Annotated in this window: 18 protein-coding genes; 9 read left to right on the forward strand and 9 right to left on the reverse strand. The window is 62.4% G+C overall.

Annotated features, from left to right (window positions below):
• Nucleotides 1-4: 4 nt before the first annotated feature.
• Genes ABX74_RS24770 through ABX74_RS24790 form a run of 5 tightly spaced genes read right to left on the reverse strand, consistent with a single transcriptional unit; the run spans nt 5 to nt 5,508 of the window.
• On the reverse strand, nt 5-1,438 hold the full coding sequence (locus ABX74_RS24770) for an aldehyde dehydrogenase family protein (protein ID WP_047889900.1): 1,434 nt from the start codon (nt 1,436-1,438) through the stop codon (nt 5-7).
• On the reverse strand, nt 1,435-1,935 hold the full coding sequence (locus tag ABX74_RS24775; protein ID WP_046379077.1) for an SRPBCC family protein: 501 nt from the start codon (nt 1,933-1,935) through the stop codon (nt 1,435-1,437). The genes ABX74_RS24770 and ABX74_RS24775 overlap by 4 nt, the downstream gene beginning before the upstream one ends.
• Nucleotides 1,932-3,023, reverse strand: a complete 1,092-nt coding sequence (locus ABX74_RS24780; protein ID WP_019744963.1) for a PDR/VanB family oxidoreductase — start codon at nt 3,021-3,023, stop codon at nt 1,932-1,934. The genes ABX74_RS24775 and ABX74_RS24780 overlap by 4 nt, the downstream gene beginning before the upstream one ends.
• On the reverse strand, nt 3,020-3,952 hold the full coding sequence (locus tag ABX74_RS24785; protein WP_047889901.1) for a metal-dependent hydrolase: 933 nt from the start codon (nt 3,950-3,952) through the stop codon (nt 3,020-3,022). The genes ABX74_RS24780 and ABX74_RS24785 overlap by 4 nt, the downstream gene beginning before the upstream one ends.
• Nucleotides 3,952-5,508 (reverse strand): flavin-containing monooxygenase, encoded by a 1,557-nt coding sequence (locus ABX74_RS24790; protein ID WP_047889902.1) that lies wholly within the window; start codon nt 5,506-5,508, stop codon nt 3,952-3,954. Before ABX74_RS24790 ends, ABX74_RS24785 begins: the two co-directional genes overlap by 1 nt.
• A gap of 183 nt (nt 5,509-5,691) precedes the next feature.
• On the opposite strand from ABX74_RS24790, the gene ABX74_RS24795 reads away from it, so the two are divergent.
• Nucleotides 5,692-6,348, forward strand: coding sequence for a TetR/AcrR family transcriptional regulator (locus ABX74_RS24795; protein ID WP_020908817.1), 657 nt, complete (start codon nt 5,692-5,694; stop codon nt 6,346-6,348).
• A complete protein-coding gene (locus ABX74_RS24800) occupies nt 6,345-6,971 on the forward strand; it encodes a TetR/AcrR family transcriptional regulator (protein ID WP_020970505.1) in 627 nt (208 codons plus the stop codon). Before ABX74_RS24795 ends, ABX74_RS24800 begins: the two co-directional genes overlap by 4 nt.
• Before the next feature lie 4 nt (nt 6,972-6,975).
• On the opposite strand, the gene ABX74_RS24805 is transcribed toward ABX74_RS24800, so the two are convergent.
• Nucleotides 6,976-8,154 carry an acyl-CoA dehydrogenase family protein gene (locus tag ABX74_RS24805; RefSeq protein WP_047889923.1) on the reverse strand — a complete coding sequence of 393 codons (1,179 nt, stop codon included), beginning with the start codon at nt 8,152-8,154 and terminating at the stop codon, nt 6,976-6,978.
• Nucleotides 8,155-8,341: 187 nt separating this feature from the next.
• On the opposite strand from ABX74_RS24805, the gene ABX74_RS24810 reads away from it, so the two are divergent.
• Nucleotides 8,342-10,063, forward strand: a complete 1,722-nt coding sequence (locus tag ABX74_RS24810; RefSeq protein WP_047889903.1) for an FUSC family protein — start codon at nt 8,342-8,344, stop codon at nt 10,061-10,063.
• Here ABX74_RS24810 and ABX74_RS24815 read toward each other — a convergent pair.
• On the reverse strand, nt 10,039-11,001 hold the full coding sequence (locus ABX74_RS24815) for a sigma-70 family RNA polymerase sigma factor (protein ID WP_019744956.1): 963 nt from the start codon (nt 10,999-11,001) through the stop codon (nt 10,039-10,041). The genes ABX74_RS24810 and ABX74_RS24815 overlap by 25 nt on opposite strands.
• A gap of 277 nt (nt 11,002-11,278) precedes the next feature.
• On the opposite strand from ABX74_RS24815, the gene ABX74_RS24820 reads away from it, so the two are divergent.
• The 6 genes from ABX74_RS24820 to ABX74_RS24845 are packed head-to-tail and all read left to right on the forward strand — an operon-like array spanning nt 11,279 to nt 17,648.
• Nucleotides 11,279-12,358 carry an ABC transporter substrate-binding protein gene (locus ABX74_RS24820; protein ID WP_019744955.1) on the forward strand — a complete coding sequence of 360 codons (1,080 nt, stop codon included), beginning with the start codon at nt 11,279-11,281 and terminating at the stop codon, nt 12,356-12,358.
• Nucleotides 12,355-13,176: an ABC transporter ATP-binding protein gene (locus ABX74_RS24825; protein ID WP_003940477.1), complete on the forward strand. Its 822-nt coding sequence runs from the start codon at nt 12,355-12,357 to the stop codon at nt 13,174-13,176. Before ABX74_RS24820 ends, ABX74_RS24825 begins: the two co-directional genes overlap by 4 nt.
• Nucleotides 13,169-14,041 carry an ABC transporter permease gene (locus ABX74_RS24830; RefSeq protein WP_030535349.1) on the forward strand — a complete coding sequence of 291 codons (873 nt, stop codon included), beginning with the start codon at nt 13,169-13,171 and terminating at the stop codon, nt 14,039-14,041. The genes ABX74_RS24825 and ABX74_RS24830 overlap by 8 nt, the downstream gene beginning before the upstream one ends.
• A 31-nt stretch (nt 14,042-14,072) precedes the next feature.
• Nucleotides 14,073-15,419 (forward strand): LLM class flavin-dependent oxidoreductase, encoded by a 1,347-nt coding sequence (locus ABX74_RS24835; RefSeq protein WP_047889904.1) that lies wholly within the window; start codon nt 14,073-14,075, stop codon nt 15,417-15,419.
• A complete protein-coding gene (locus tag ABX74_RS24840) occupies nt 15,416-16,648 on the forward strand; it encodes an MFS transporter (protein ID WP_021332205.1) in 1,233 nt (410 codons plus the stop codon). Before ABX74_RS24835 ends, ABX74_RS24840 begins: the two co-directional genes overlap by 4 nt.
• A 13-nt stretch (nt 16,649-16,661) precedes the next feature.
• On the forward strand, nt 16,662-17,648 hold the full coding sequence (locus ABX74_RS24845) for an LLM class F420-dependent oxidoreductase (RefSeq protein ID WP_021345292.1): 987 nt from the start codon (nt 16,662-16,664) through the stop codon (nt 17,646-17,648).
• A 9-nt stretch (nt 17,649-17,657) separates the two neighbouring features.
• Here the strand turns inward: ABX74_RS24845 and ABX74_RS24850 are convergent, their stop codons facing one another.
• Nucleotides 17,658-18,320 (reverse strand): DUF3239 domain-containing protein, encoded by a 663-nt coding sequence (locus ABX74_RS24850; RefSeq protein ID WP_020970500.1) that lies wholly within the window; start codon nt 18,318-18,320, stop codon nt 17,658-17,660.
• A gap of 74 nt (nt 18,321-18,394) precedes the next feature.
• Entirely contained in the window at nt 18,395-20,473 is a 2,079-nt protein-coding gene (locus tag ABX74_RS24855) for a peptidase (protein WP_047889905.1), read from the reverse strand.
• Between the last annotated feature and the right edge of the window lie 26 nt (nt 20,474-20,499).

The raw sequence follows: 20,499 nt of genomic DNA on the forward strand, positions 1-20,499 counted from the left end.
TGCTTCAGTGCCTTCCGTGTAGAGCGCGGATGAGAACCTTGACCAGCCAGTCGATTCGGGCGGTCCGTCGAAACGTCGTCAGTGGTAGGGGCGAACGGAATCGTTGCCTGGTCATCGACCGGGCATAGGTGAACTCCTTCAGACCATCTGGGCCGTGAACGCGTCCGAAACCAGATGCTCCGACCCCACCCAGTGGCAGGTTGGGAACCGCGGCATACATCACGTAAGAGTTCACCGACGCTCCTCCGGATCGGAGCCGATCGGCAACAGCCACTCCATCCTTGCCGAACACGCTTGCTCCCAATGCATATGGCGACGCATTGACCAACTCCACCGCCTCGTCCATCGAGGCGACCTTGGTGATCGTCATCGTCGGGCCGAAAGTTTCCTCCGTGACGGCGAGGCTGTCTTCGGGGACGTCGACCATGATGGTCGGTTGCACATACTGGCCGGAGATCGAGCCGAGCCCTCCGAGAACGACACGTCCACCTCGAGACACCGCGTCGTCGATGTGGCGCCGGATTACAGCCACTTGCGCGGGCATGGTGATCGGACCGATCTTGTCTTCGGCCCCCGGACCCGCATGAACTCGGGCAGCCAAAGTGATTGTCTTGTCGATAAACTCGTCGTAGACCTGTTCGTGCACGTATACACGCTCGACGCCCAGACAGGTTTGACCGGAGTTGGACAATGCGCCCCACACCGCAGCATCCGCGGCGGCACCAACATTTCCGTCGGCATCAAGGATGAGCGCGTCCTTACCGCCACATTCCATCAACACCGGTGTGAGGGTCTCGGCGCACGCTGCCATGACTTTCTTGCCCGTCGCGGTCGATCCGGTGAACCCGATCTTGTCGACACCGGCCAGGCACAGTGCCGCGCCGACCGAACCGTCGCCTGTGACAACTTGCAGCACAGGATGTTCAGGGACGACCTCGGCAAACGCTCGGACCAACCATTGCCCGACTGCCGGCGCGAACTCACTCGGCTTGTAGACCACGGCGTTGCCTGCAGCCAGCGAGAACGAGAGCGAACCGAGTGGGGTGAAGACCGGATAGTTCCACGGACCGATCACACCGATCACCCCGAGAGGTCGATACTCCACCGAGGCGGCCTGATTGATCGTCAACAAACTGGAGCGGACGCTGCGCCTGCCCAATACCTTTCGGGCATTCTTCGACGCCCACGCGAGATGTTCGAGTGCCATGGCGATTTCGAGCATCGCGTCAGGGTGCGGCTTGCCCATGTCCCGGTGCACGACGTCGGCGAGTTCGGATGCTCGACGAGCGATGATTCCACGCCACCGATCCAGTCGACGAGCGCGTTGCTCGAATGTCAGTTCTGCCCACCACTCGGAAGCAGTTCGGGCGTCGCGCACTGCCTGTGTCACCGTGTCGTCGGACGCCTGTGTGGTCGTGTCGATCTCGGTCGCCGTCATTGTGGAGTTCCTTGAAGTGTGTGGTGGACGGCGCCGTCGGCCCAGCTGCGAGTGACGCGTTCGAGGATCGGTCGGGACAGAGCCAGAATCGGGGCGAACCACGGCTGCGCTTGTACAGCGAACGTCCAGGTGAGGCGGCTGCCAGTCGAAGTCGGTTCCAGCACCAGATCTTCGGCGAAGCGTTTGAACCCCGGCAGTGACGCCGACTCCACGTAGAACGTCATCCGGTGCCCCTCGTCCCAGCGGAAGAATCTCTCGTTCAGTGCAGCAAAAGCGCCGGCGCGCACGGTTCGCGTAGTCCCGATGCCGAATGGTCTGGCCGAGGTCCAGTCGGCGCCGGTGATCCCGCGCGCCCACGACGTGAGCGCTCCGTCCGAGGTCAACGTCTGCCATAAGCTTTCGCACGTCGCTTCGGATTCGATCCGGTGAGTGATCACCAGCGGCGCGGATCGGACGAAGTCTGCGTCGGCGGCCGCAAGAGAGAATTCTCCCCTCACAGGTCCACCACCAAAGATGCACCGGTGGAACGTGATCGACAGGTCAACATCGAATCTGTACGTTCGGATTCGGTGAGCAAGGTGTCTCGATGATCGACGCTCCCTGAGAGCACCCGAACCTTGCACGTACCGCAGAAGCCCTGTTGGCAGGAATAAGCGACTCCGGGAAGTGCACGTCGTATCGCAGCCAAAGCACTTTCGGACTCGCCCACATCGACGGTGAGACCGGTGCGCGCCAGATGCACCGTGAACTCCTTGCCGTCGACTACCGGGAGTGGGGAGAACCTCTCGCTGTGCACCGATCCGGTCGGATTGCCGGCGAAGGTCGCCGCGCGCACCATGTTCATCAGCGGCGCCGGTCCGCACGTGTACACCGCGGCACCGGGATCCGCAGCAGCGACCAGTGTTTCGATATCCGTCGGGCCCAACTCGTCGTCCGGTCGGATGGTTACCCGGCCGCTGGAGTATTCCTCGATCTCGTCGAGAAATGGCATGGCCGTCCGAGTTCGTCCGAGATAATCCAAACGCCACGGGATTCCGCGGCGGTGACAACGTTGCACCATGGGAAGGAGCGGAGTGATCCCGATTCCGCCCGCAACGAAGAGGTACGACGGAGCAGCGACAAACGGAAATGCATTGCGTGGCCCTCGAACGTCCACAACCATGCCGGGTTTCAGCGACTCGTGTATCTCGCGCGAGCCGCCCCCACCCTCGTCGATCCTCCGGACGGCGATCCGATACGAGGACAAGTCGTCGGGGTCGCCGCACAGCGAATACTGTCGTTGCCTTCCCGAGGGGAGAAAGATGTCGAGGTGGGCGCCGGGAATCCACGACGGAAGGGTGATTCCTTCCCTCGGGGTCAAGGTGACACTCAGGACGTCGTCGCACTCTGACCGGACGGACTTCACGTCCAGAGTCATGTCGAACCCGCTGTAGCGGACCGGGCTGGGGCGCGAAAGTATGTGCGCTGCTGGACTTGCTGCAAAGATTCGGCGGTATGCGCCGGTGGCTTGCGCGGCAAACCTCAACGACCGGGTCGGTGTGAAGTCGGGTGCGTCGTGGGAACTGTCGGCAGTCGTCTTGTTCATCCTGCGCTCGCTTCGGAAGAACGATTGGCAGCAGGCGAGCGAGCGAGGTAACGCATGGCGATGTCCATGTCCCCGATCTGGGAAGGATGGAAGCTCGGCCGCAGATACGGAGGAATCTCGGTGATCAGGAATTTCATGTTGGGTACCAGGCCACGACGGGTGGCGCTTATCAGTTGGAGAGGCCACAGTCGGCCTTTCGTCGTGGACGGGTCCTGTCGGAACAGGTAGTTCATCGAGGCGATGAACAGCACGAACAACGTGAAGCTGGCCAGCAGCGCCGTGCGAACGCGTCTGGCGTAGCTGCCGTCCACGTACATGTAGGCGTCGAAGGCTACGTTGCGGTGTTCGACTTCCTCGGCGCCGTGCCACTTGACCATGTCGAGCATCATCGGGTGCATGCCGGCATCTTCGAGGGCGGGATCGGTGAGCAGCCATTCCCCGACCACTGCCGTGTAGTGCTCCATGGCGGCAAACAAGCCGAGACGTTCACAGAGCCAGGCGTGCTTGGCTTTTCCGGTCAATCCTTTGTCGCCCAATATCTTGTCCACGAGCCAGTCCATCCGGCGTGACATCGGTTTCATGTCCATGCCGAGGTCCGCAAGATGCTCGCGTGCACCTTTGTGCGACGACGCGTGTGTTGCTTCCTGGCCGACGAATCCCACCACCTCTTCGTGCAGGCGGGTGTCCTCGATGAGCGGGAGTGCTTCGGCGAGCGTTGCGGACATGGCCCGCTCTCCCTCGGGTAACACGAGATGCATGAAGTTGATGACGTGGGTGACCATCGGTTCGTTCGGCACGTAATGCAGTGGTACGCCGTCCCAGTCGAAATCGACGTCACGGGCGGCGATCGCATGTGCTTCGTCGGTGTAGCGGCGAGCGCCGGACGGTGCGACGACGGGTGTGCCTCGAAAGGCGTTGATGCCGAGCATTATCGGCTCCTCACGGTTTCTCGAGCAGTGGTGAGTGCTGCGGACGAGACGGGTTGTACCTGCGCGTAGTGAGCGAGGTCGGCTCGTTTGGTCCTGGCGCGGAATGATCGGTTGAATCCGGGATAGAAGGTGTAGTTGCGGCCGCCGTCGACGAGGTAGTAACTACTGCACCCCCCGGCGTTCCACACGCTGGTGGCGAGTCGGCGGTCTGTTGCGCGTACGAACTCGCGTTGCACGTCTGCGCGGACGTCGATGCTGCCGATGCCGCGCTCGTCCATTTGAAGAATGCAGCTCACGATGTACTCGACCTGGGCTTCGATCGTGACGACCTGCGAGGTGTAGACCACGGAATTGGGGCCGAGGATCATGAAGAAGTTCGGAAAACCGCTGATAGTGGTGCCGAGGAAGGCCTCGGCACTGCCGTTCCACGTCTGTGCGAGGCTGCGGCCGTCCTGGCCTCGGATGATGTCGAAAGACGGGTTGTCTCCCATCCGAAAGCCGGTTCCCATGACTATGGTGTCGACTTCCCGGAAGGTTCCGTCCGCGGTGAGAACTCCGCGCTCCTGCACCTCGACGATTCCGTCCGTCACCACCTCCACATTGGGTGACGCCAGCGCGGGATAGTAGGTGTTCGAGAACGTCGGACGCTTGCATCCGAATGCGTAGTGGGGGAGCAGCTTTGCGCGAAGCTCCGGGTCCCGCACCTGCCGGCGAAGGTGTGCTCGGCCGAGTGCGGCCAGCCCTTTGAGAAGTGACGGCTTGTACACGAATCCGGGTACCAGGGCTTCTTGAAGCAGGTCGAGTCCCTTGCGTGCCAGTCGTTGGGTGAGCGGCACCCGCTCGAAGAGAGCGCTTGGCCAGCCGGTCATCGGCTGATCCGGATGCGGCAGGATCCACGTCGGTGTCCGTTGGAACACGGTCAACGTGTCCGCGAGCGGTTGCAGTCTGGGGATGATCTGCACCGCAGAGGCGCCGGTGCCGACCACGGCTATCCGCTCACCGCGAAGGTCGTGGTCGTGGTTCCAGTCCGCGGTGTGGAACATCTGACCACGAAACGATTCGAGCCCGGGAAGGTCGGGTGTGGCGGGGGCACTGAACGGGCCGGTGGCCGCGACCAGGAACTGTGCCTCCCAGACGGTTTCCGCAGTGTGTACTCGCCAGATCTGGGCTTGCTCGTCCCACGAAGCTTCTGTCACGTCCTGGTTGCAGTGGAAATGACCGGCCAGTCCGAAGCGATGGACGCAATCCCGGAGATAGTCGTAGATCTCGGGCTGTAGCGGATACAGCCGCGTCCAGTTCGGATTGGGCGCAAACGAGAACGAGTACAGAATCGACGGGATGTCGCACTGTGCACCGGGGTAGGTATTGACCTGCCAGGTCCCCCCGGGCTCCGCGGCACGTTCCAGAACGACGAAGTCGTCGATCCCGGACTGCTTCAAGCGGACAGCCGTTCCGATGCCGCCGAAACCGGCTCCGATGACGACGACTCGTGTTCGGCGAGTTCGAGTTTCCTCGTCACCGGCCGATGGCCCCGAGGTTGGGTCGATGTCGACCATGTGTGACGCCTCCTGATTGGTGCGTGAACAACTGAACGAAGAGTAAGTCTGACATCAAGTGATGTCAACAGCGATTGATGTCAGAATTGAATTGATTGACATCGTGCGATGTCAGTTCGCTTGCCGAGGTCGCCGCGATAACCTGAGGTCGAGAGCACTGCCGGTCAGTGAGAACATGGGGAGATGACGGATACCGAGGCTCGGCGCACCGGCCCGCGCAGGTGGCGTGGGCAGGAACCAGAAGATCGCCGCGCCGCGCGCCGGGCACAGCTGATCGAAGCCGGGCTGCAGATCATGGGCACCGAGGGTGCGGCCGCCGCGACCATGCGTGCGACCTGCCGCGAGGCTGCGCTGACCGAACGGTACTTCTACGAGAGCTTCGCCAATCGTGACGAACTGCTGGTCGCCGTGCTCGACGAGGTCGTTCTCGGGGCGCGTGACACTATTCTGGACGCTCTCGAGGCGGCACCTTCCGAACCGTCGGCGCTGATCCGTCACGTGGTGAAGGCCTTCACCACCTACGTATTCAAGGATCCGCGCCGTGGACGCATCATGTTCGTCGAATCCCAGGCGGAACCTGCGCTGTGGGATCGAGGGCGAGAATTGATGGCGGAGTTCACCAATCCGATCTCCGCGTCGCTCGAGCTGATGTACGGCGGCGAGGCAACCGACTCCGCGAACTCCGAACTCAATTCGGTGGGGCTGTTCGGTGCCCTCGCGTTCATCTATCAGGCGCACACCCCGTCCTCCAAGATCTCTCGAAAGCGTTTGGTGGAACACATTTCGCTCATGGTCGAAGCGCAGGCGACGGTCAACAGCACGCCCGCGAGAAAAGAATGACGTCCGCGTCGGCCACAGGCGGAAAGCGTCTCGGTCCCGAAGACCGACGTGAGCAGATCATTGTCAGCGCGGCAAAGGTTTTCGAGGAGAAGTCTTTTGCCGACGTCTCGATGACCGAGTTGGCCAAGGCGGCCGGGGTCGGTCGTCCGCTGCTCAATCATTACTTCGGCTCCAAGCGGGAGTTGTACCTCGACGTCGTGCGGCGATTCGTCTTCATTCCCGAAGTGGCGGTGGACCGCATTCCGCGATCGGCGAGCCAGGAGAAGCGGATCGGCGCCGTGATCGATCGGTGGCTCGACGTCGCCTGGCGTCATCGAGACATGTGGATCTCGACAGTCATGTCCGACGACCTCCGCCGTGATCCCGAGATGGACCGGATCCTGCAGGACGCTGACGACGTTGCTGCGCGACGGATGATGGATGCGCTCGAGATTCGACCGAGTGAAGGCAGCGAGGCTGCTGTTCATTCGATGATCGTGGCGTACGGAGGATTGGCGAAGGCCGCCAGTAAGCAGTGGTTGGTGACGGGAGCGCTCGACCGCGAACAGGTGCACCTTCTGCTGGTACGCAGTTTGCTCGCCATCGTGCGTGACGTTCTGCCGGCGTGCGAGGCGGATTCCTGATTGCTCAGAGTGATCTCGCCACGAGGTCCTTCATGACTTCGTTCGATCCGGCGTAGATTCGCTGAATACGAGCGTCGGCGTACATCTGAGCGATGGGATATTCGAGTATGTAGCCGTACCCGCCGTGTAGTTGCACGCAGCGGTCGATCACGGCGCACTGCTGATCGGTGAGCCAGTACTTGGCCATCGCGGCGGTAGTCGCATCGAGTTGCCCGGCAAGATATTTGACGATGCAGTCGTCGATGAACGTTCGTGAGATACGAGCGATGGACGCACACTCGGCAAGTTCGAAGCGGGTGTTCTGCAGATCGAAGAGCATTTGTCCGAACATGTTTCGGGATTTGGTGTACTCGACGGTGAGGGCGACGGCACGCTCCATTGCCGCAGTGGCTGCAACCCCACAGATCAATCGTTCGGGCAGTAGCTGCTGCATCAGCTGGGCAAACCCTGTGCCTTCGCGGTCCCCGAGCAGGTTTGTTGCAGGCACCCGCAAGCGGTCGAAGAACAGCTCGGTGGTGTCCTGGCCCTTCTGTCCGACCTTCTCGAGTATTCGCCCGCGCTCGAAACCCGGTGTGTTGTCATCGACCTCGGCCACGATGAGCGACACTCCACGCGCTCCGAGACCGGGATCGGTCTTGGCGGCAATGATCACCAGATCACAATTGCGACCGTTCGAGATGAATGTCTTTGCGCCGCTGATCAGGTAGTCGTCACCGTCGCGGACGGCGCGGGTGGTGATGTTCTGCAAGTCGGATCCGGTGCCGGGCTCGGTCATGGCGATTGCGCCCACCCACTCGCCACTCACCAGCTTCGGTAGCCAGCGCAGTTTGTGCTCGTGATCGGCGTAGGCATTGAGGTAGTGCGGCACGATTCCCGAGTGCACGCCGAGTTGGAGTGAATGATCGCCCGCCATGACCTGCTCGTGGAACAGCACGGCGTCGTGCGCAAACGTTCCTCCTCCGCCGCCGTACTCGGTGGGGATCGACATGCCGGCGAGCCCGAGCGTCCCGAGTTCCCGATATGCGGATTTGTCGGGAAAACCCTGGGACGCGAAGCGTTTCTGATGCGGTGTGACGTGTTTGGCGAAGAAGTTCCTTGCCAGGTCGGCCACGGCCTCCAATTCGTCGTCCATCCACGGGGACCGGCGTTCGGTGGTTCGGGTTGCGGTAGATCCTTGCGTCATCGTGATTCTCCCGATCGATGAAGTGCGACCCGCGAGCGGATCCGACTCCACCTATCATCCACACTGTTGACAGAGTGTCAATAACAGGGTGGTCGAATCGACCTCCGGACCCGCCTCGAATTCCACGTCGGCCGCCCGCAAGAATGGGAGGACACAGACACGAACAGGCCGGCGCGAAGGATGGGCAGTGGACCCCGAAGAAACATCAGCGGGTCACGAGTCCAACCTCCCGGCTCCGCGGCCGGCGCGCAGCGTCCTGTTCGGATTGCCGCCGGTGGGAAACAGGTACCCCGGAGCGGTTCGCGTCGCCCTCGCCCTGGCGATTCCGGCGGCCATCGCCACACTGCTCGGATTCGGGTCTGCTTCGCTCCTGGTCGGCCTCGGTGCATTTGCATCGATCTACGGTGAGGGTCGTCCGTACCGGAGCAGGTGGAAGGCAGTCGGTATCGCCGCGACGGCGCTGACGATCCTGTCCTTCATCGGGGCATCAGTGGGTGAGCCCGTCCACCGAGCCATCGCCGAGGGAGCGCCGACGGTGCTGCTCGTCTTTGTCGTGCTGATCATGGCCGTCGTGGTGTCGACCTGCGCCTTCACCGTCGACGCGCTTCGATTGGGTCCACCGGGCGCGTTCTTTCTGTTGCTCACCACCGAGATCAGCTCCGTGATCGCCACTCCCGGCCAGCCGCCGGTCGAGGTCGCGATGTGGACGGCAATCGGTGGGATCAGCGCGGTGGTCGTCTCGATGACGGGAATCGTGTGGGCACCGAGAGCTGTCGAACGCAGCGCTGTACAGGCAGCCGTATCGGCCGTTGCGGAGTACACGGACGCTCAGGCGGCGTACGCCCCACCCGAACTCACACGAGACAAACGCCACGCTGCAGCACTTCGGCTGCACGACGCGTGGCAGTGCCTTTACCGCGGCGCAATCGTCGGGAAAGACCACCCGTTGACCCGTGAACTCGAACGAGCGCAGATCTCGATGGCCAGAGCGATCTCCGACGACCACGATCCGGAGCTCATGGCGGACCCCGCGTTCGACGTCGACGAGGTCGGGGCTCACCCGCCTCTGCCCGATCCGACGATCCGATATCGGTTCCTCCGCGCCTGCAATCCGTCCAGCCGAGCGTCGGTCACGGCACTTCGGCTGTCCATTGCCTGCATGGCCGCGGGAACCCTCACCGTCCTGCTCGGCATCGATCGCCCGGACTGGGCGGTGATCGCCGCGGCGATGGTCCTTCATCAAGGACCGGATCGAATACTGGGCACCTATCGCGGAATTCACCGCATCGGCGGAACCGTCCTCGGGTTGATTCTGTTGGGTGCCATCTACGCCTGGAGTCCGACCGGTCTGTGGTTGGTGGCGGTACTTGCAGTCCTGATGGCCGGGATCGAGCTGTTCCTGGTGCGGAATTACGGGATAGCCGTCATCTTCATCACCGCCCTCGCGATTCTCCTCGGCGCGGCCGGTGGTGCGCACGGGACCGTCCAACATCTGATCCTCAGCCGCATGCTCGAGACGGCAATCGGCGTCGTCGTGGCGTTGGTGGTCCTGTGGACGGTGGGGCGCGGTGCGCATCGACGCACTCTGATCTGGGTCGACGAACGGGCGAGTAGCGTCCTGTTCAAGCTGCTGACCGAAATCCGCGCGAGGCACTATGCACCACAGGCGAATTGGTCGGAGCTTTCGGAGCTTCGACGGGACCTGGACTTCGAACTGCGAGGTAGCGCGATGGCCGGGATCGACGCCGCCCACAACGAACCCGAGTGGGCGTCGCAGCAGTGGAGGACGCACACCGAATTGCATCATCTGGGATCGGATGTACTGCACCGACTGTGGTTCGGAACGCAGGTGTCCAGATCACACCTCGAGGAATGGGAGTCTCGTTACTTGCGTTCGGGTTCGGTGTGATCGAGCATCGGCACAGCGCTGAACTTGGCTGGATTCGCAATATCGTAGGCTGCGCACACAACTCCGTCGCGGACAGTGAAGCCGGCAACGCGAGCGGCGAACTGCGGGTACTGGTCATCCCCTGGTGAGCCGGCGAATACACCGCCGAGCCGTCCGTTGACGAGAACCGGTGACATCGAGAACACCGCTGCCGGTCCGTACTTGCGGGCCAATCCCAGGTAGAACCGCGCCACACGATCGCTGCCGCGCACAATGTTGACAGCCGTGCGGGTCGTTCCGCCTGCGTCACCGATCAGGACGGCATCGGGATCGAGTGCATCGATCACGGCGTTCAGATCTCCACTCGCGATAGCCGTCACCAATCGCTCGACGGCGGCAGCATGCTCCTCGCTACTGACCGGGACCGGCGCCGACGCTGCGGCTTTACGGGCCCGCGAGGCCAACTGACGGGCAGTGGCTACTTCGATGTCGAGGATGCGTGCAACCTCGGCGAAGGGCACGTCGAAGCCGTCATGCAGGACGAAGGCAACGCGCTGAGCGGGAGTAAGGGTGTCCAGGACGACGAGGGCCGCAAAACGATTCTGTTCCTGCGTCACGACGTACTCCAGCGGATCGGGTGTCGCTGAGGGTGTGCCCGCGGTGGCGTCGACGGGCGTGACGATCGGCTCCGGAAGCCACTGTCCGACATAGCTTTCTCTTCTGACTGCGGCCGATTTGAGATGATCGAGGCAGATCCGACCGACAACAGTGGTGAGCCATCCGCGCAGCTCCCGGATCTCGAGGTCGCTTCCTTGTCTCGATTGTGCGACTTGCAAGCGTATCCATGCCTCCTGCACCGCATCCTGAGCGTCGCTGAAACTTCCGGTGAGACGGTAGGCCACCGACGTCAGGTGGCCACGGTGTTGCTCGAAGTCCTGCGCAGTCGTCGGCGAAAGCATGCCCTCATGATACGGACCTCACACATTAAATCCGGCATGAATGTAACCGTTGACCCAGGTAGTGGGTGCCGACGTATGGTTTCGGCACTGCTAACGGCTCGATTCTGTCTTCACATTCATTGGAGTCTCACGTGTTTCGGTCTTTCCCGCTCATGTCGCTCAACTGTTGTCGTTGAACTGACATTCCCCACACCTGCCTGTGCCGAGTGCCGCACACGGCGCTCCGGACAGGTGTAGCCGAGAACTGAACCAATCATCTTCTACAGGAAGCAACTTCATGATTCGCCCTCGTTTCGCGCGCTCGGTAGCCGCGGCCGTCGCCTTTGTCACTCTGTCCAGCCTTGCCGTTGCCTGCTCGGGCTCCTCCGACGAAGTCGTCAAGACCGCCGACGGCAAGACCGTCCTGCGGTACGAGGGCAGCACCGGACAGGTCATCTACCCCGAACTGGCCGCTGACCTCGGCTACTTCAACGACGTGGAGCTCAACTGGATCGGCGATACGACCAGCGGCCCTCAGAGCATTCAGAACGCAGCGACCGGTCAAACCGAGTTCGGCGGAGCGTTCAACGGTGCGGTGGTGAAGTTGGCTTCCGCGGGTTCGCCGATCACCTCGGTCATCGGGTACTACGGCTCCGACAAGGAGAGCTTCAACGGGTACTACGTACTCGACGACAGTCCGATCAAGTCGGCGAAGGACTTGATCGGCAAGAAGGTCGGGATGAACACCCTCGGTGCGCACCACGAGTTCGTCGTCCGTGAATGGCTTGCGCGGCAGGGACTTACGCCTGACGAGATCAAGCAGGTTGAATTGATCGTCGTTCCGCCGGTCAACACGGAACAGGCGCTGCGGCAGGGACAGATCGATGTCGCCACCCTCGGCTCGGTCTTCCGTGACTCAGCGCTCGAACGCGGTGGTCTTCGCGAGCTGTTCACCGACGAATCGCTGTTCGGCTCGTTCACCTACGGCACGTTGGTGTTCCGTGACGACTACATCGCGCAGAACAAGGAGGCGGTCGCCGATTTCGTACAGGGAACAGCGCGGGCCATTCGCTGGACCCAGACGCACCCACGAGAAGAAGTGATCGCGAAGCTGACGTCGATCATCAACAGCCGCGGACGCAACGAGGACACCAAGCTCATCAGCTACTGGAAGAGCCCAGGAGTTGCCGGTCCCGGCGGAACGATCACCGATACCGAGATCAGCACGTGGATCGACTGGCTCACCCGTAACGGTGAACTCGAAGAAGGAAAGTTGAAGCCGTCGGACATCTACACCAACGAATTCAACCCGTACGCCAACGGAACGTATTCACCCGACAGCGGCGCTGACGGACAGGCACTGGAGGCAGCAAAATGAGCACAGAACCGAAACTACGGCTCGAGCACGTCACCAAACAGTTCGACATTCGTGGGACCGACGAAGTTTTCACCGCGGTCGAGGACATCAACATCGACGTGGCGCCGGGGGAGTTCCTGGTCCTCGTCGGGCCGAGTGGTTGCGGCAAGTCGACTCTGCTGGACCTCCTCGGAGGACTCAGTTCACCCACTTCCGGTCGAATCCTTCTGGACGGCAAGCAGATCACGGGCCCAGGCTTGGATCGGGGAATCGTCTTCCAGCAATACGCGTTACTTCCATGGCGAACTGCACGTCACAATATCGAGTTCGGACTCGAGGCGAAGGGCGTGAAGAAGAGCGAGCGACGCGAACTCGCCGAGCATTACCTCGAACTGGTCGGTCTGCAAGGTTTCGCGGATCGCTATCCGCACGAGTTGTCCGGTGGAATGAAGCAGCGAGTCGCGATCGCCCGCAGCTTGGCCTTCGATCCCGAAGTGTTGCTGATGGACGAACCATTTGCTGCGCTGGACGCACAGACGCGAGAGTCGCTGCAGGACGAGCTTCTGCGCATCTGGAAGGCCACCGGCAAGACCATCCTGTTCATCACCCACGGAATCGACGAGGCCATCTACCTCGGGCAACGTGTCGCAGTACTGACTTCGCGCCCGGGGCGCGTCAAGACGATCGTCGACATCGACATCGACCGGTCCGGCGACGACGTGCGATCAGGTGAGGAGTTCCGAGTGTTCAGGCACCGGATCTGGACGCTGCTGCACGGTGAAGTCGAGCGCGCTCGGGCCGGCGAACTCGATCCTGCCAAGGAGGTTGCACATGTCTAGCGCATTGGCGACGCCGGAGGTGGTCGCCACCCCGAAACCGTTGGCCGACAAAACACCTGACATTGCGCAGCGGAGCCAGGCCGGCGGCAAGGCGGCGCGCTACATTGGTTCCACCGCCTGGCGGATTGCCAAGCCGTCGATTGCGATCGCGATCTTCCTCGGTATCTGGGAAGCGGCACCTCGGCTCGGGCTGGTGGACAAGGTCTTCCTCCCGCCCTTCACCGAAGTTGTGTCCGCATTCTTCACTCTCGCCGAGAACGGACAATTGCAAGAGCATGTTTCGGCCAGTCTGACGCGTGCGCTGACCGGATTCTTCGTGGCCATCGCGATCGCGATTCCGTTGGGAATCGCGATCGCCTGGTACCGCCCGGTCTCCGACTTCCTCAACCCGATTCTCGAATTGTTCCGCAACACAGCAGCCTTGGCTCTGCTTCCCGTCTTCGTGCTGATTCTCGGAATCGGTGAGGAATCGAAGATCGCCCTGGTGATCTACGCCTGCACCTTCCCGATTCTGCTCAACACGATCTCCGGTGTGCGGACAGTGGACCCCCTGCTGATCAAGTCCGCTGCCTCGCTGGGGTTCTCCTCGATTCGGCTGTTCCAGAAGGTGGTTCTGCCCGCCGCGGTTCCCACGATCTTCACGGGTATCCGCATGGCCGCCGCGTCGTCGATTCTCGTGCTGATCGCCGCCGAAATGGTCGGGGCCAAAGCCGGTCTCGGGTATCTGATCACCGCTTCCCAACTCAACTTCCAGATCCCGAACATGTATGCGGGCATCGTCGCGATCTCGTTGTTGGGTCTGACAATCAACGCGATTCTGGTCCTGATCGAACGTCGGCTCTCGCGCTGGCGCGTCACCACCTGACCACACTTTCACGGAAAGATTCTGCGAACTCATGTCCGAACGACAATTTCATCTGAACGCCTTCCTGATGGGCGTCGGCCATCATGAGGCGGCGTGGCGCCACCCACGCACAAATGCGGCCAACCTTCTGGACGTCAAGCACTTCCAGGAACTGGGGAGAATCGCCGAGCGTGGAAGGTTGGACTCGGTGTTCTTCGCCGACGGTCTAGCAGTCGGCCCGCGGGTCAAATACAACACTCAGGCGATCTTCGAACCCGTCACCTTGCTGTCGGCGATCGCTGCGGCCACCGAGAAGGTGGGGTTGATTGCAACCGCGTCGACCAGTTACAGCGATCCGTACACTCTTGCAAGGAAGTTCGCTTCCCTCGATCACATCAGTGGCGGACGAGGCGGGTGGAACATCGTGACGTCGGCCGGCGCCGACGAGGCCGCGAACTTCGGCCTCGATGCGGTACCGACGCACAGCGGTCGTTACGAGCGCGCCGAGGAGTTTCTCGACGTGACGCTCGGACTCTGGGACAGCTGGGAAGAGGGGGCAGTTGTCCTGGACGAAGAGACCGGAATCTTCGCCGATCCTGATCGTGTCCATCGCATCGACCATGACGGTCAACGATTCACGGTGGCTGGCCCGCTCAATTCGCCGAGGTCTCCACAGGGACGTCCGCTGCTTGTACAGGCCGGTTCCTCCGAGAGCGGTAAGGATTTCGCGGCGAGGTATGCCGAAGCCGTGTTCACCGCTCAACGAACCCTCGAGCAGGGGCAGGATTTCTACAACGATCTCAAAGCGCGGCTGATCAAGTACGGGCGTAGTCCCGACGAGATCAAGGTGCTGCCGGGCATCGTGCCCTTCATCGCGGATACGGAAGAAGAAGCGAAGGCTCTGGAGCAGTCATTCACGGACCTGATCTCTCCGGAGTATTCGCTGCGCCAGCTCTCGAACATGGTGGGTGTCGATCTCACCGAGCATTCTCTGGATGCCCCGCTGCCACCGTTGCCGGACATCGATCGCATCCAAGGGAACAAGAGTCGATACCAGCTCGTCAAAGATCTTGCAGAGAGCGAAAACCTCACCGTCCGTGAATTGATCGGCAAACTCGGCGGTGGCCGTGGGCATCGGACTTTTGCCGGGACGCCGGAGCAGGTCGCGGACGAGTTGACCGAATGGTTCGACAAGGGCGCAGCGGACGGCTTCAACATCATGCCGCCCTATCTGCCCGGAGGGCTCGAGGTGTTCGTCGACCGGGTCGTGCCGATTCTGCAGGCGCGTGGGCTCTTCCGAACCGAGTACACCGAATCGACCCTGCGGGGCCACTACGGCCTCGATCGTCCGGCGAACCGGTTCTCGCGGGCCGCTGACGCGGCAGAAGTGAGCGCGTGACGGAAACACTGCCCAAGGAACAGCCGGCGATTGCCGGACTCAAGCCACTGGTCACAACGGTTTTCGTGCCGGCGGCCATCTTCGGGATCGGTCAGGGTGCGGCTGCCCCCATCATGGCCGTCACCGCGCGCGACCTGGGTGCATCGGTCGCCGTCGCCGGCCTGATCGTTGCGCTCGGTGGCTTGGGTGCCGTACTCGGTGACCTCCCTGCCGGCCGGATAGTGTCGCGTTTCGGTGAGCGCAGGTCGATCATCGGCGGAAGTTCTTTGGGTGCAACAGGAGTGGTGATCTGTCTGCTTGCACAGACTCCGTGGATGCTCGGTATCGGCGCACTGTTGACCGGACTGGCGAATGCGGTGTGGGGCCTTGCGCGGCAGAGCTACCTCGCCGAGACCGTGCCACTCGGTCTTCGGGCCCGAGCAATGTCGTCGTTCGCCGCGATGTGGCGGTTGGGTTTCTTCCTGGGACCGCTCATCGGTGCCGGCGTGATTCTCCTGGTGGGAGCGCGCGGAGGATTCCTCGTCCAGTTGGTGGGCGTCGTGCTCGCCGGGGCGCTGATGGCCCGCGTTCCCGACCCGCCACGAAAGGTGCAGGCGGGCAACAGCGATCACGGGCACGTCACCCTCCCGGAGATCCTTCGCCGTCATCGTGCCGCTCTGTCGACGCTCGGGACAGGCTCCCTTCTGATGGGCGCCGCCCGCGCTTCGCGTGAGGCCGTTCTTCCATTGTGGGCATTGCACCTCGGGTTGGATGCAGCCCAGGTGAGTGTGATCTTCGGTATCGGTGCGGCCGTGGACCTGCTGTGCTCGTATCCGGCCGGACACATCATGGACCGATACGGCCGTAGGTTGGTCGCGGTGCCTTCGCTGACGGTGATCGGTGTGTCGTACCTGATGTTGCCGTTTTCGACGGGTGCAGTGGGATTGACCGTGGTCGCTGTCGTGATGGGGATCGGCAACGGACTGGGCAACGGCGTGATCATGACTCTCGGCGCTGATATCGCCCCGCCCGAAGAGCGCGCCGAGTTCCTCGCTGCATGGCGATTGACGCACGACACGGGCATGTTCGGTGGGCCGCTCGCGATCGGTCTTCTCGCCGCGGTGTTCCCGCTCGGGTGGGCATTTGCCGCACTGGGCGCGACTTCGTTCGCCGGCGCGGCGATGATGTTCCGCTTCATTCCGGTCTATTCTCCGCGGGTGTCACCCCGGTCGCGCGTCGGGAAACTGTAGGTAGGCTCGCTACATGCGATTCGGACTGTTCGTACCTCAAGGCTGGCGTCTGGACCTGGTCGGCATCGACCCCGCGAAGCAGTGGGAGGTGATGCGAGACTTCACGCTGCGCGCGGAGGCAGGGCCGTGGGAGTCGGTGTGGGTCTACGACCACTTTCACACCGTTCCCCAACCGACGGAAGAAGCGACTCACGAGGCGTGGACGTTGATGGCCGCACTCGGTGCGTCGACCTCGCGTATCCGACTGGGCCAGATGTGTACCGCCATGAGTTACCGAAACCCGGCGTACCTCGCCAAGGTCGCCGCGACCACCGACCTGATCACGGGTGGACGCGTCGAGATGGGCATCGGCGGCGGTTGGTACGAGCAGGAGTGGCGCGCGTACGGCTACGGTTTCCCCTCTGCCGGTGAGCGTCTGGGCCGCCTCGACGAAGGAATCCAGATCATGCAGCAGGCGTGGTCGACCGGCAGCTCGACGCTCGACGGCAAGTACTACCAGGTCGACGGAGCGCTGTGCCGTCCACTTCCGTTGCAAGAGGGCGGAATTCCCATCTGGGTTGCCGGTGGCGGCGAGAAGGTCACACTCAAGATCGCGGCCAAGTACGCGCAGTACACAAACTTCGACGGCACCCCGGCCGGCTTCGCGCACAAGTCCGAGATCCTGAAGAAGCACTGCGACACCGTCGGTACCGATTTCGACGCCATCGTCCGTTCGGCCAACTACAACGTGGCCATCGGCGCGACGGAATCCGAGGTGGCTCAGCGGTTGGAGACACTGAAGGACAGACTGACGCCGTTGGTCGGCGAAGCTGCCGCCGATGCGTCGCTCGATGCGTTCCGCGGAATGCCTGCCGTCGGTACACCCGAGCAGATCATCGAGAACCTGTCGGCGCTCAAGGCGCAGGGACTCGAGTACGGAATCTTCTACTTCCCCGAGGCCGCGTACGACACGTCGGGAATCGAGATGTTCGAGAAGGAAGTGCTGCCCGCGCTTGCGTAACCGTTAGGGCTAGCGCAGGGAGTCAGGAAGATCGGCCGGGTTGATCAGAACCCGGCGATCGGGGTGGGTGCGAACTTCTTCGGAGTCGGGGATCCGGCTCTGCAGGAAGTTCCACTCGCTCGCACTGACAGCTGCGATCGCGCGTGCCAGCACTGCCGAGTCCTTGGTTCCCCACTCGATCGGCATGGGGCTGACCATCTGCCACGTGTCAGCCTTGCTGCGGGTGGAACGATCCGAACGCAGTGCCACCGACGGAATGCGGTCGCCGACTCGCCACTTCGGATTGAGTCGAACATTGCGGCTGACGAGCGCGTACTTCGGTGCTCCGGCCGCCGGCTTCGCGATGTCGATCAGTGCCGTCAGGGTCGCCGCTCGAGGGTGAACCTCGGTGACGATCGCGGGAACCAGTGGGTTGTCCGCATACAGAGATTCGACGCTTCCCACCTTGCGAGGTGCCCACAAGGCGACCCACAGTGAACTGGCCGCACCGATGGCGAGGACCGCGCCGATGATGATGGACCACACCTCACCCATGCTGATCAGCCAGGCTCCGACCGCGGCGAGGACGATCGCGAAAATCACCGCAGAAATCTGCAGGCGGCGTACGTCGGCCAGTGTGTCGTTGACCGACTTGGCGTGGGCCTTGTCGACGGTGAACTGGAAGTCAGCCACGAAAAAATCCTTCGGGTGGTGCCGGACGATCTAGGACCGGCCCCCGATCTCCCGGGAGCCGTCCACCAGCGTAGCTAGTTTCGCGCGCGCTCCCACATCTGCAGGTAAGCCTCGGCGCCACGGCTCATGTCCTCGATGATCGTGTCACCGTCGGCGCCCGCAGCAATACGCATGTCCGCGATCCAGTCGGGAATCATCCCGTACTGGGCAACACCGTCGGTGTTCACGTCGAAAACCCTGGTGCCGGCGCGCTGCTGGTCCATGACGGTGCCGTCGAAGGCGGTGTACGGATATTGGAGCGGATTTTCGGCGGCGTCACCGCGCGGTGCGGCCTGCGGCCCGAAGCCGTTGGTGTCTGCGCCGTAGCCGAAACCGAAGTAGTAGTTCTCGCTTCGCATTGCCCGTGCGTCGCGCCACTGGTCGATGAACCCACGCTCCTCGGGCTTGTCGTCCGATGCGTCCAGTTGCCCGGCGTACAGGGCGACAAATCCGCCGAGCGCGTAGATCCGCTTGTAGAGGCTCGGGTCGCTCCAGCTGTGACTGGAAACAACACCGGAATAGTTCGCTGCTTCGAGAATGTCGAGGGCTTCTTCGGCGGTCTTGACGCTCATGTGATCGATGTCCACGATCATCCCTCGGTCCATCAAACCTCGGATCGTGTATGCGCCGAGGTCGGTCAGGCCGTGCGAATTGCATTGCGGACCAGAGGGGTACACCGGAAGCATCACTCCGGGTGGGAGTACCGCGAGAAGATTCTGTGCGCCGTCGACCTTGGTGGGCAGCACATTGTCCTCGGCAACGCCGGTGCATGGTTCCGACTGCCAGAACTCCCCGGTGCCCAGGTAGTTGCCGATATTGACGGCCACTCCGGTGACGCCGCCGTCGAAACGGGCACCGCCAAGGGCGTTGTCGAACTTGTGCGTGACGATCATCTGCCGAACACCGAGGTCGTACAACTCGTCCAGGCCGCGGTCGATGTCGTCCTCGGTGCACTGCGGAATACCGTTGCGCACAGAGCAACCGAAGGGTTCGGACACCTCCACCCCGAGGGTGACGGCCAGCTTTCCATCGGCGGCCACCTGCCTGGCCTGTTCAGGGGAGCTCACGATGCGGAACCAACCCCGGCCGGGACCGCCGTACTGGGCGTCGATGTAGTCCTGGAGTTCGCGTGTCTGCTGCGCCTGGATCCGGACGGTCTCCATCTCGTCACAGGGATTTCGCTTACTCGGATACAGCTCGCACAGCACACGGTTGGCGACAAAGAGATTGGTGAAGATTCGCAGACCACCACGCCAGGCACGCTCGACCCACTTGTAGTACGTCTGCTCGTGTGTCAGTGAATCGTGCGACGGCCAGTCGGCGAAACTCGGCCAGCCGGTGGTGTCGTGAGTTTCGAAGGGATTGCCGTACGACAGAACGTTTTCGAGGAGCGCAGGTATCCCGTCGGGTTGATGGTCCGGGCAGTCGACGAGCGCTGCGGTGACGCCCTGAGGGTCGAAAGGTCGGCCGCAGTGCAGGTTTCCGCCCATGAACTCGGAAGCGTTCATGTGCACGTGTGTGTCGATGAATCCGGTGACTTCACCGTTCGGTCCGATTTCTGCTGGAACGCCGTTTGCGCCCACCTCCGCTTCGGGGAAGTCGGCGCAGCCGTCGCGCGGGATCAGCGTGAACGCAGATTCGGGAACGTCACCGGGATCGGACATCGTGAGCATCAAATCTCGCGAGATCAGTTGACGGCCGTTCGAGGTCGCGGTCAGAACGAACGATTCACCGGTGGACATCACGGTCCAGTCGGTGGAGGGAGTTGCTTCGGAAGTGGCGAGTACCGAGTCCGCGCCGTCGTGCGAGAGCATCGACCCGTCCGGGCCGTACAGCATGAAACGACCCAACTGGGCCGCATGTAGCCGGAACGGTTCGGCGTCTGCGGCTTTCGTTACGTCGGTGAGGTACGCCGACCCGTCACGACGGACGAAATCACCAGACTCGGTGCGCAGCGCGAAGCAACCGTTCGCAAGTGCGTACACCGAGTTCTGCGCGGTAGGAGCAGGACTCGGTGCCGCGGCGCTGACGCCTGTCGTGGCGACGACGACGGCGGCAGTCAGCAGCGAGATGGTTCCGGCGAGCCGACCCCGTAGACGTGGAACTGAGCGCATGGTGCTGGTGACCCCCGGCCGATGGA

This window comes from Rhodococcus sp. ARP2 (assembly GCF_001029585.1).
In the GTDB taxonomy this organism is placed as follows: Bacteria; Actinomycetota; Actinomycetes; order Mycobacteriales; family Mycobacteriaceae; genus Rhodococcus_F; species Rhodococcus_F erythropolis.

Excerpts from the sequence above, each read along its gene's own strand:
- ABX74_RS24770 (WP_047889900.1), bottom strand. The coding sequence starts at position 1,438 with ATGACGGCGACCGAGATCGACACGACCACACAGGCGTCCGACGACACG.
- ABX74_RS24800 (WP_020970505.1), top strand. The coding sequence starts at position 6,345 with ATGACGTCCGCGTCGGCCACAGGCGGAAAGCGTCTCGGTCCCGAAGAC.
- ABX74_RS24820 (WP_019744955.1), top strand. The coding sequence starts at position 11,279 with ATGATTCGCCCTCGTTTCGCGCGCTCGGTAGCCGCGGCCGTCGCCTTT.
- ABX74_RS24795 (WP_020908817.1), top strand. The coding sequence starts at position 5,692 with ATGACGGATACCGAGGCTCGGCGCACCGGCCCGCGCAGGTGGCGTGGG.
- ABX74_RS24835 (WP_047889904.1), top strand. The coding sequence starts at position 14,073 with ATGTCCGAACGACAATTTCATCTGAACGCCTTCCTGATGGGCGTCGGC.
- ABX74_RS24815 (WP_019744956.1), bottom strand. The coding sequence starts at position 11,001 with ATGCTTTCGCCGACGACTGCGCAGGACTTCGAGCAACACCGTGGCCAC.
- ABX74_RS24790 (WP_047889902.1), bottom strand. The coding sequence starts at position 5,508 with ATGGTCGACATCGACCCAACCTCGGGGCCATCGGCCGGTGACGAGGAA.
- ABX74_RS24855 (WP_047889905.1), bottom strand. The coding sequence starts at position 20,473 with ATGCGCTCAGTTCCACGTCTACGGGGTCGGCTCGCCGGAACCATCTCG.
- ABX74_RS24845 (WP_021345292.1), top strand. The coding sequence starts at position 16,662 with ATGCGATTCGGACTGTTCGTACCTCAAGGCTGGCGTCTGGACCTGGTC.
- ABX74_RS24780 (WP_019744963.1), bottom strand. The coding sequence starts at position 3,023 with ATGAACAAGACGACTGCCGACAGTTCCCACGACGCACCCGACTTCACA.
- ABX74_RS24805 (WP_047889923.1), bottom strand. The coding sequence starts at position 8,154 with ATGACGCAAGGATCTACCGCAACCCGAACCACCGAACGCCGGTCCCCG.
- ABX74_RS24825 (WP_003940477.1), top strand. The coding sequence starts at position 12,355 with ATGAGCACAGAACCGAAACTACGGCTCGAGCACGTCACCAAACAGTTC.
- ABX74_RS24785 (WP_047889901.1), bottom strand. The coding sequence starts at position 3,952 with ATGCTCGGCATCAACGCCTTTCGAGGCACACCCGTCGTCGCACCGTCC.
- ABX74_RS24830 (WP_030535349.1), top strand. The coding sequence starts at position 13,169 with ATGTCTAGCGCATTGGCGACGCCGGAGGTGGTCGCCACCCCGAAACCG.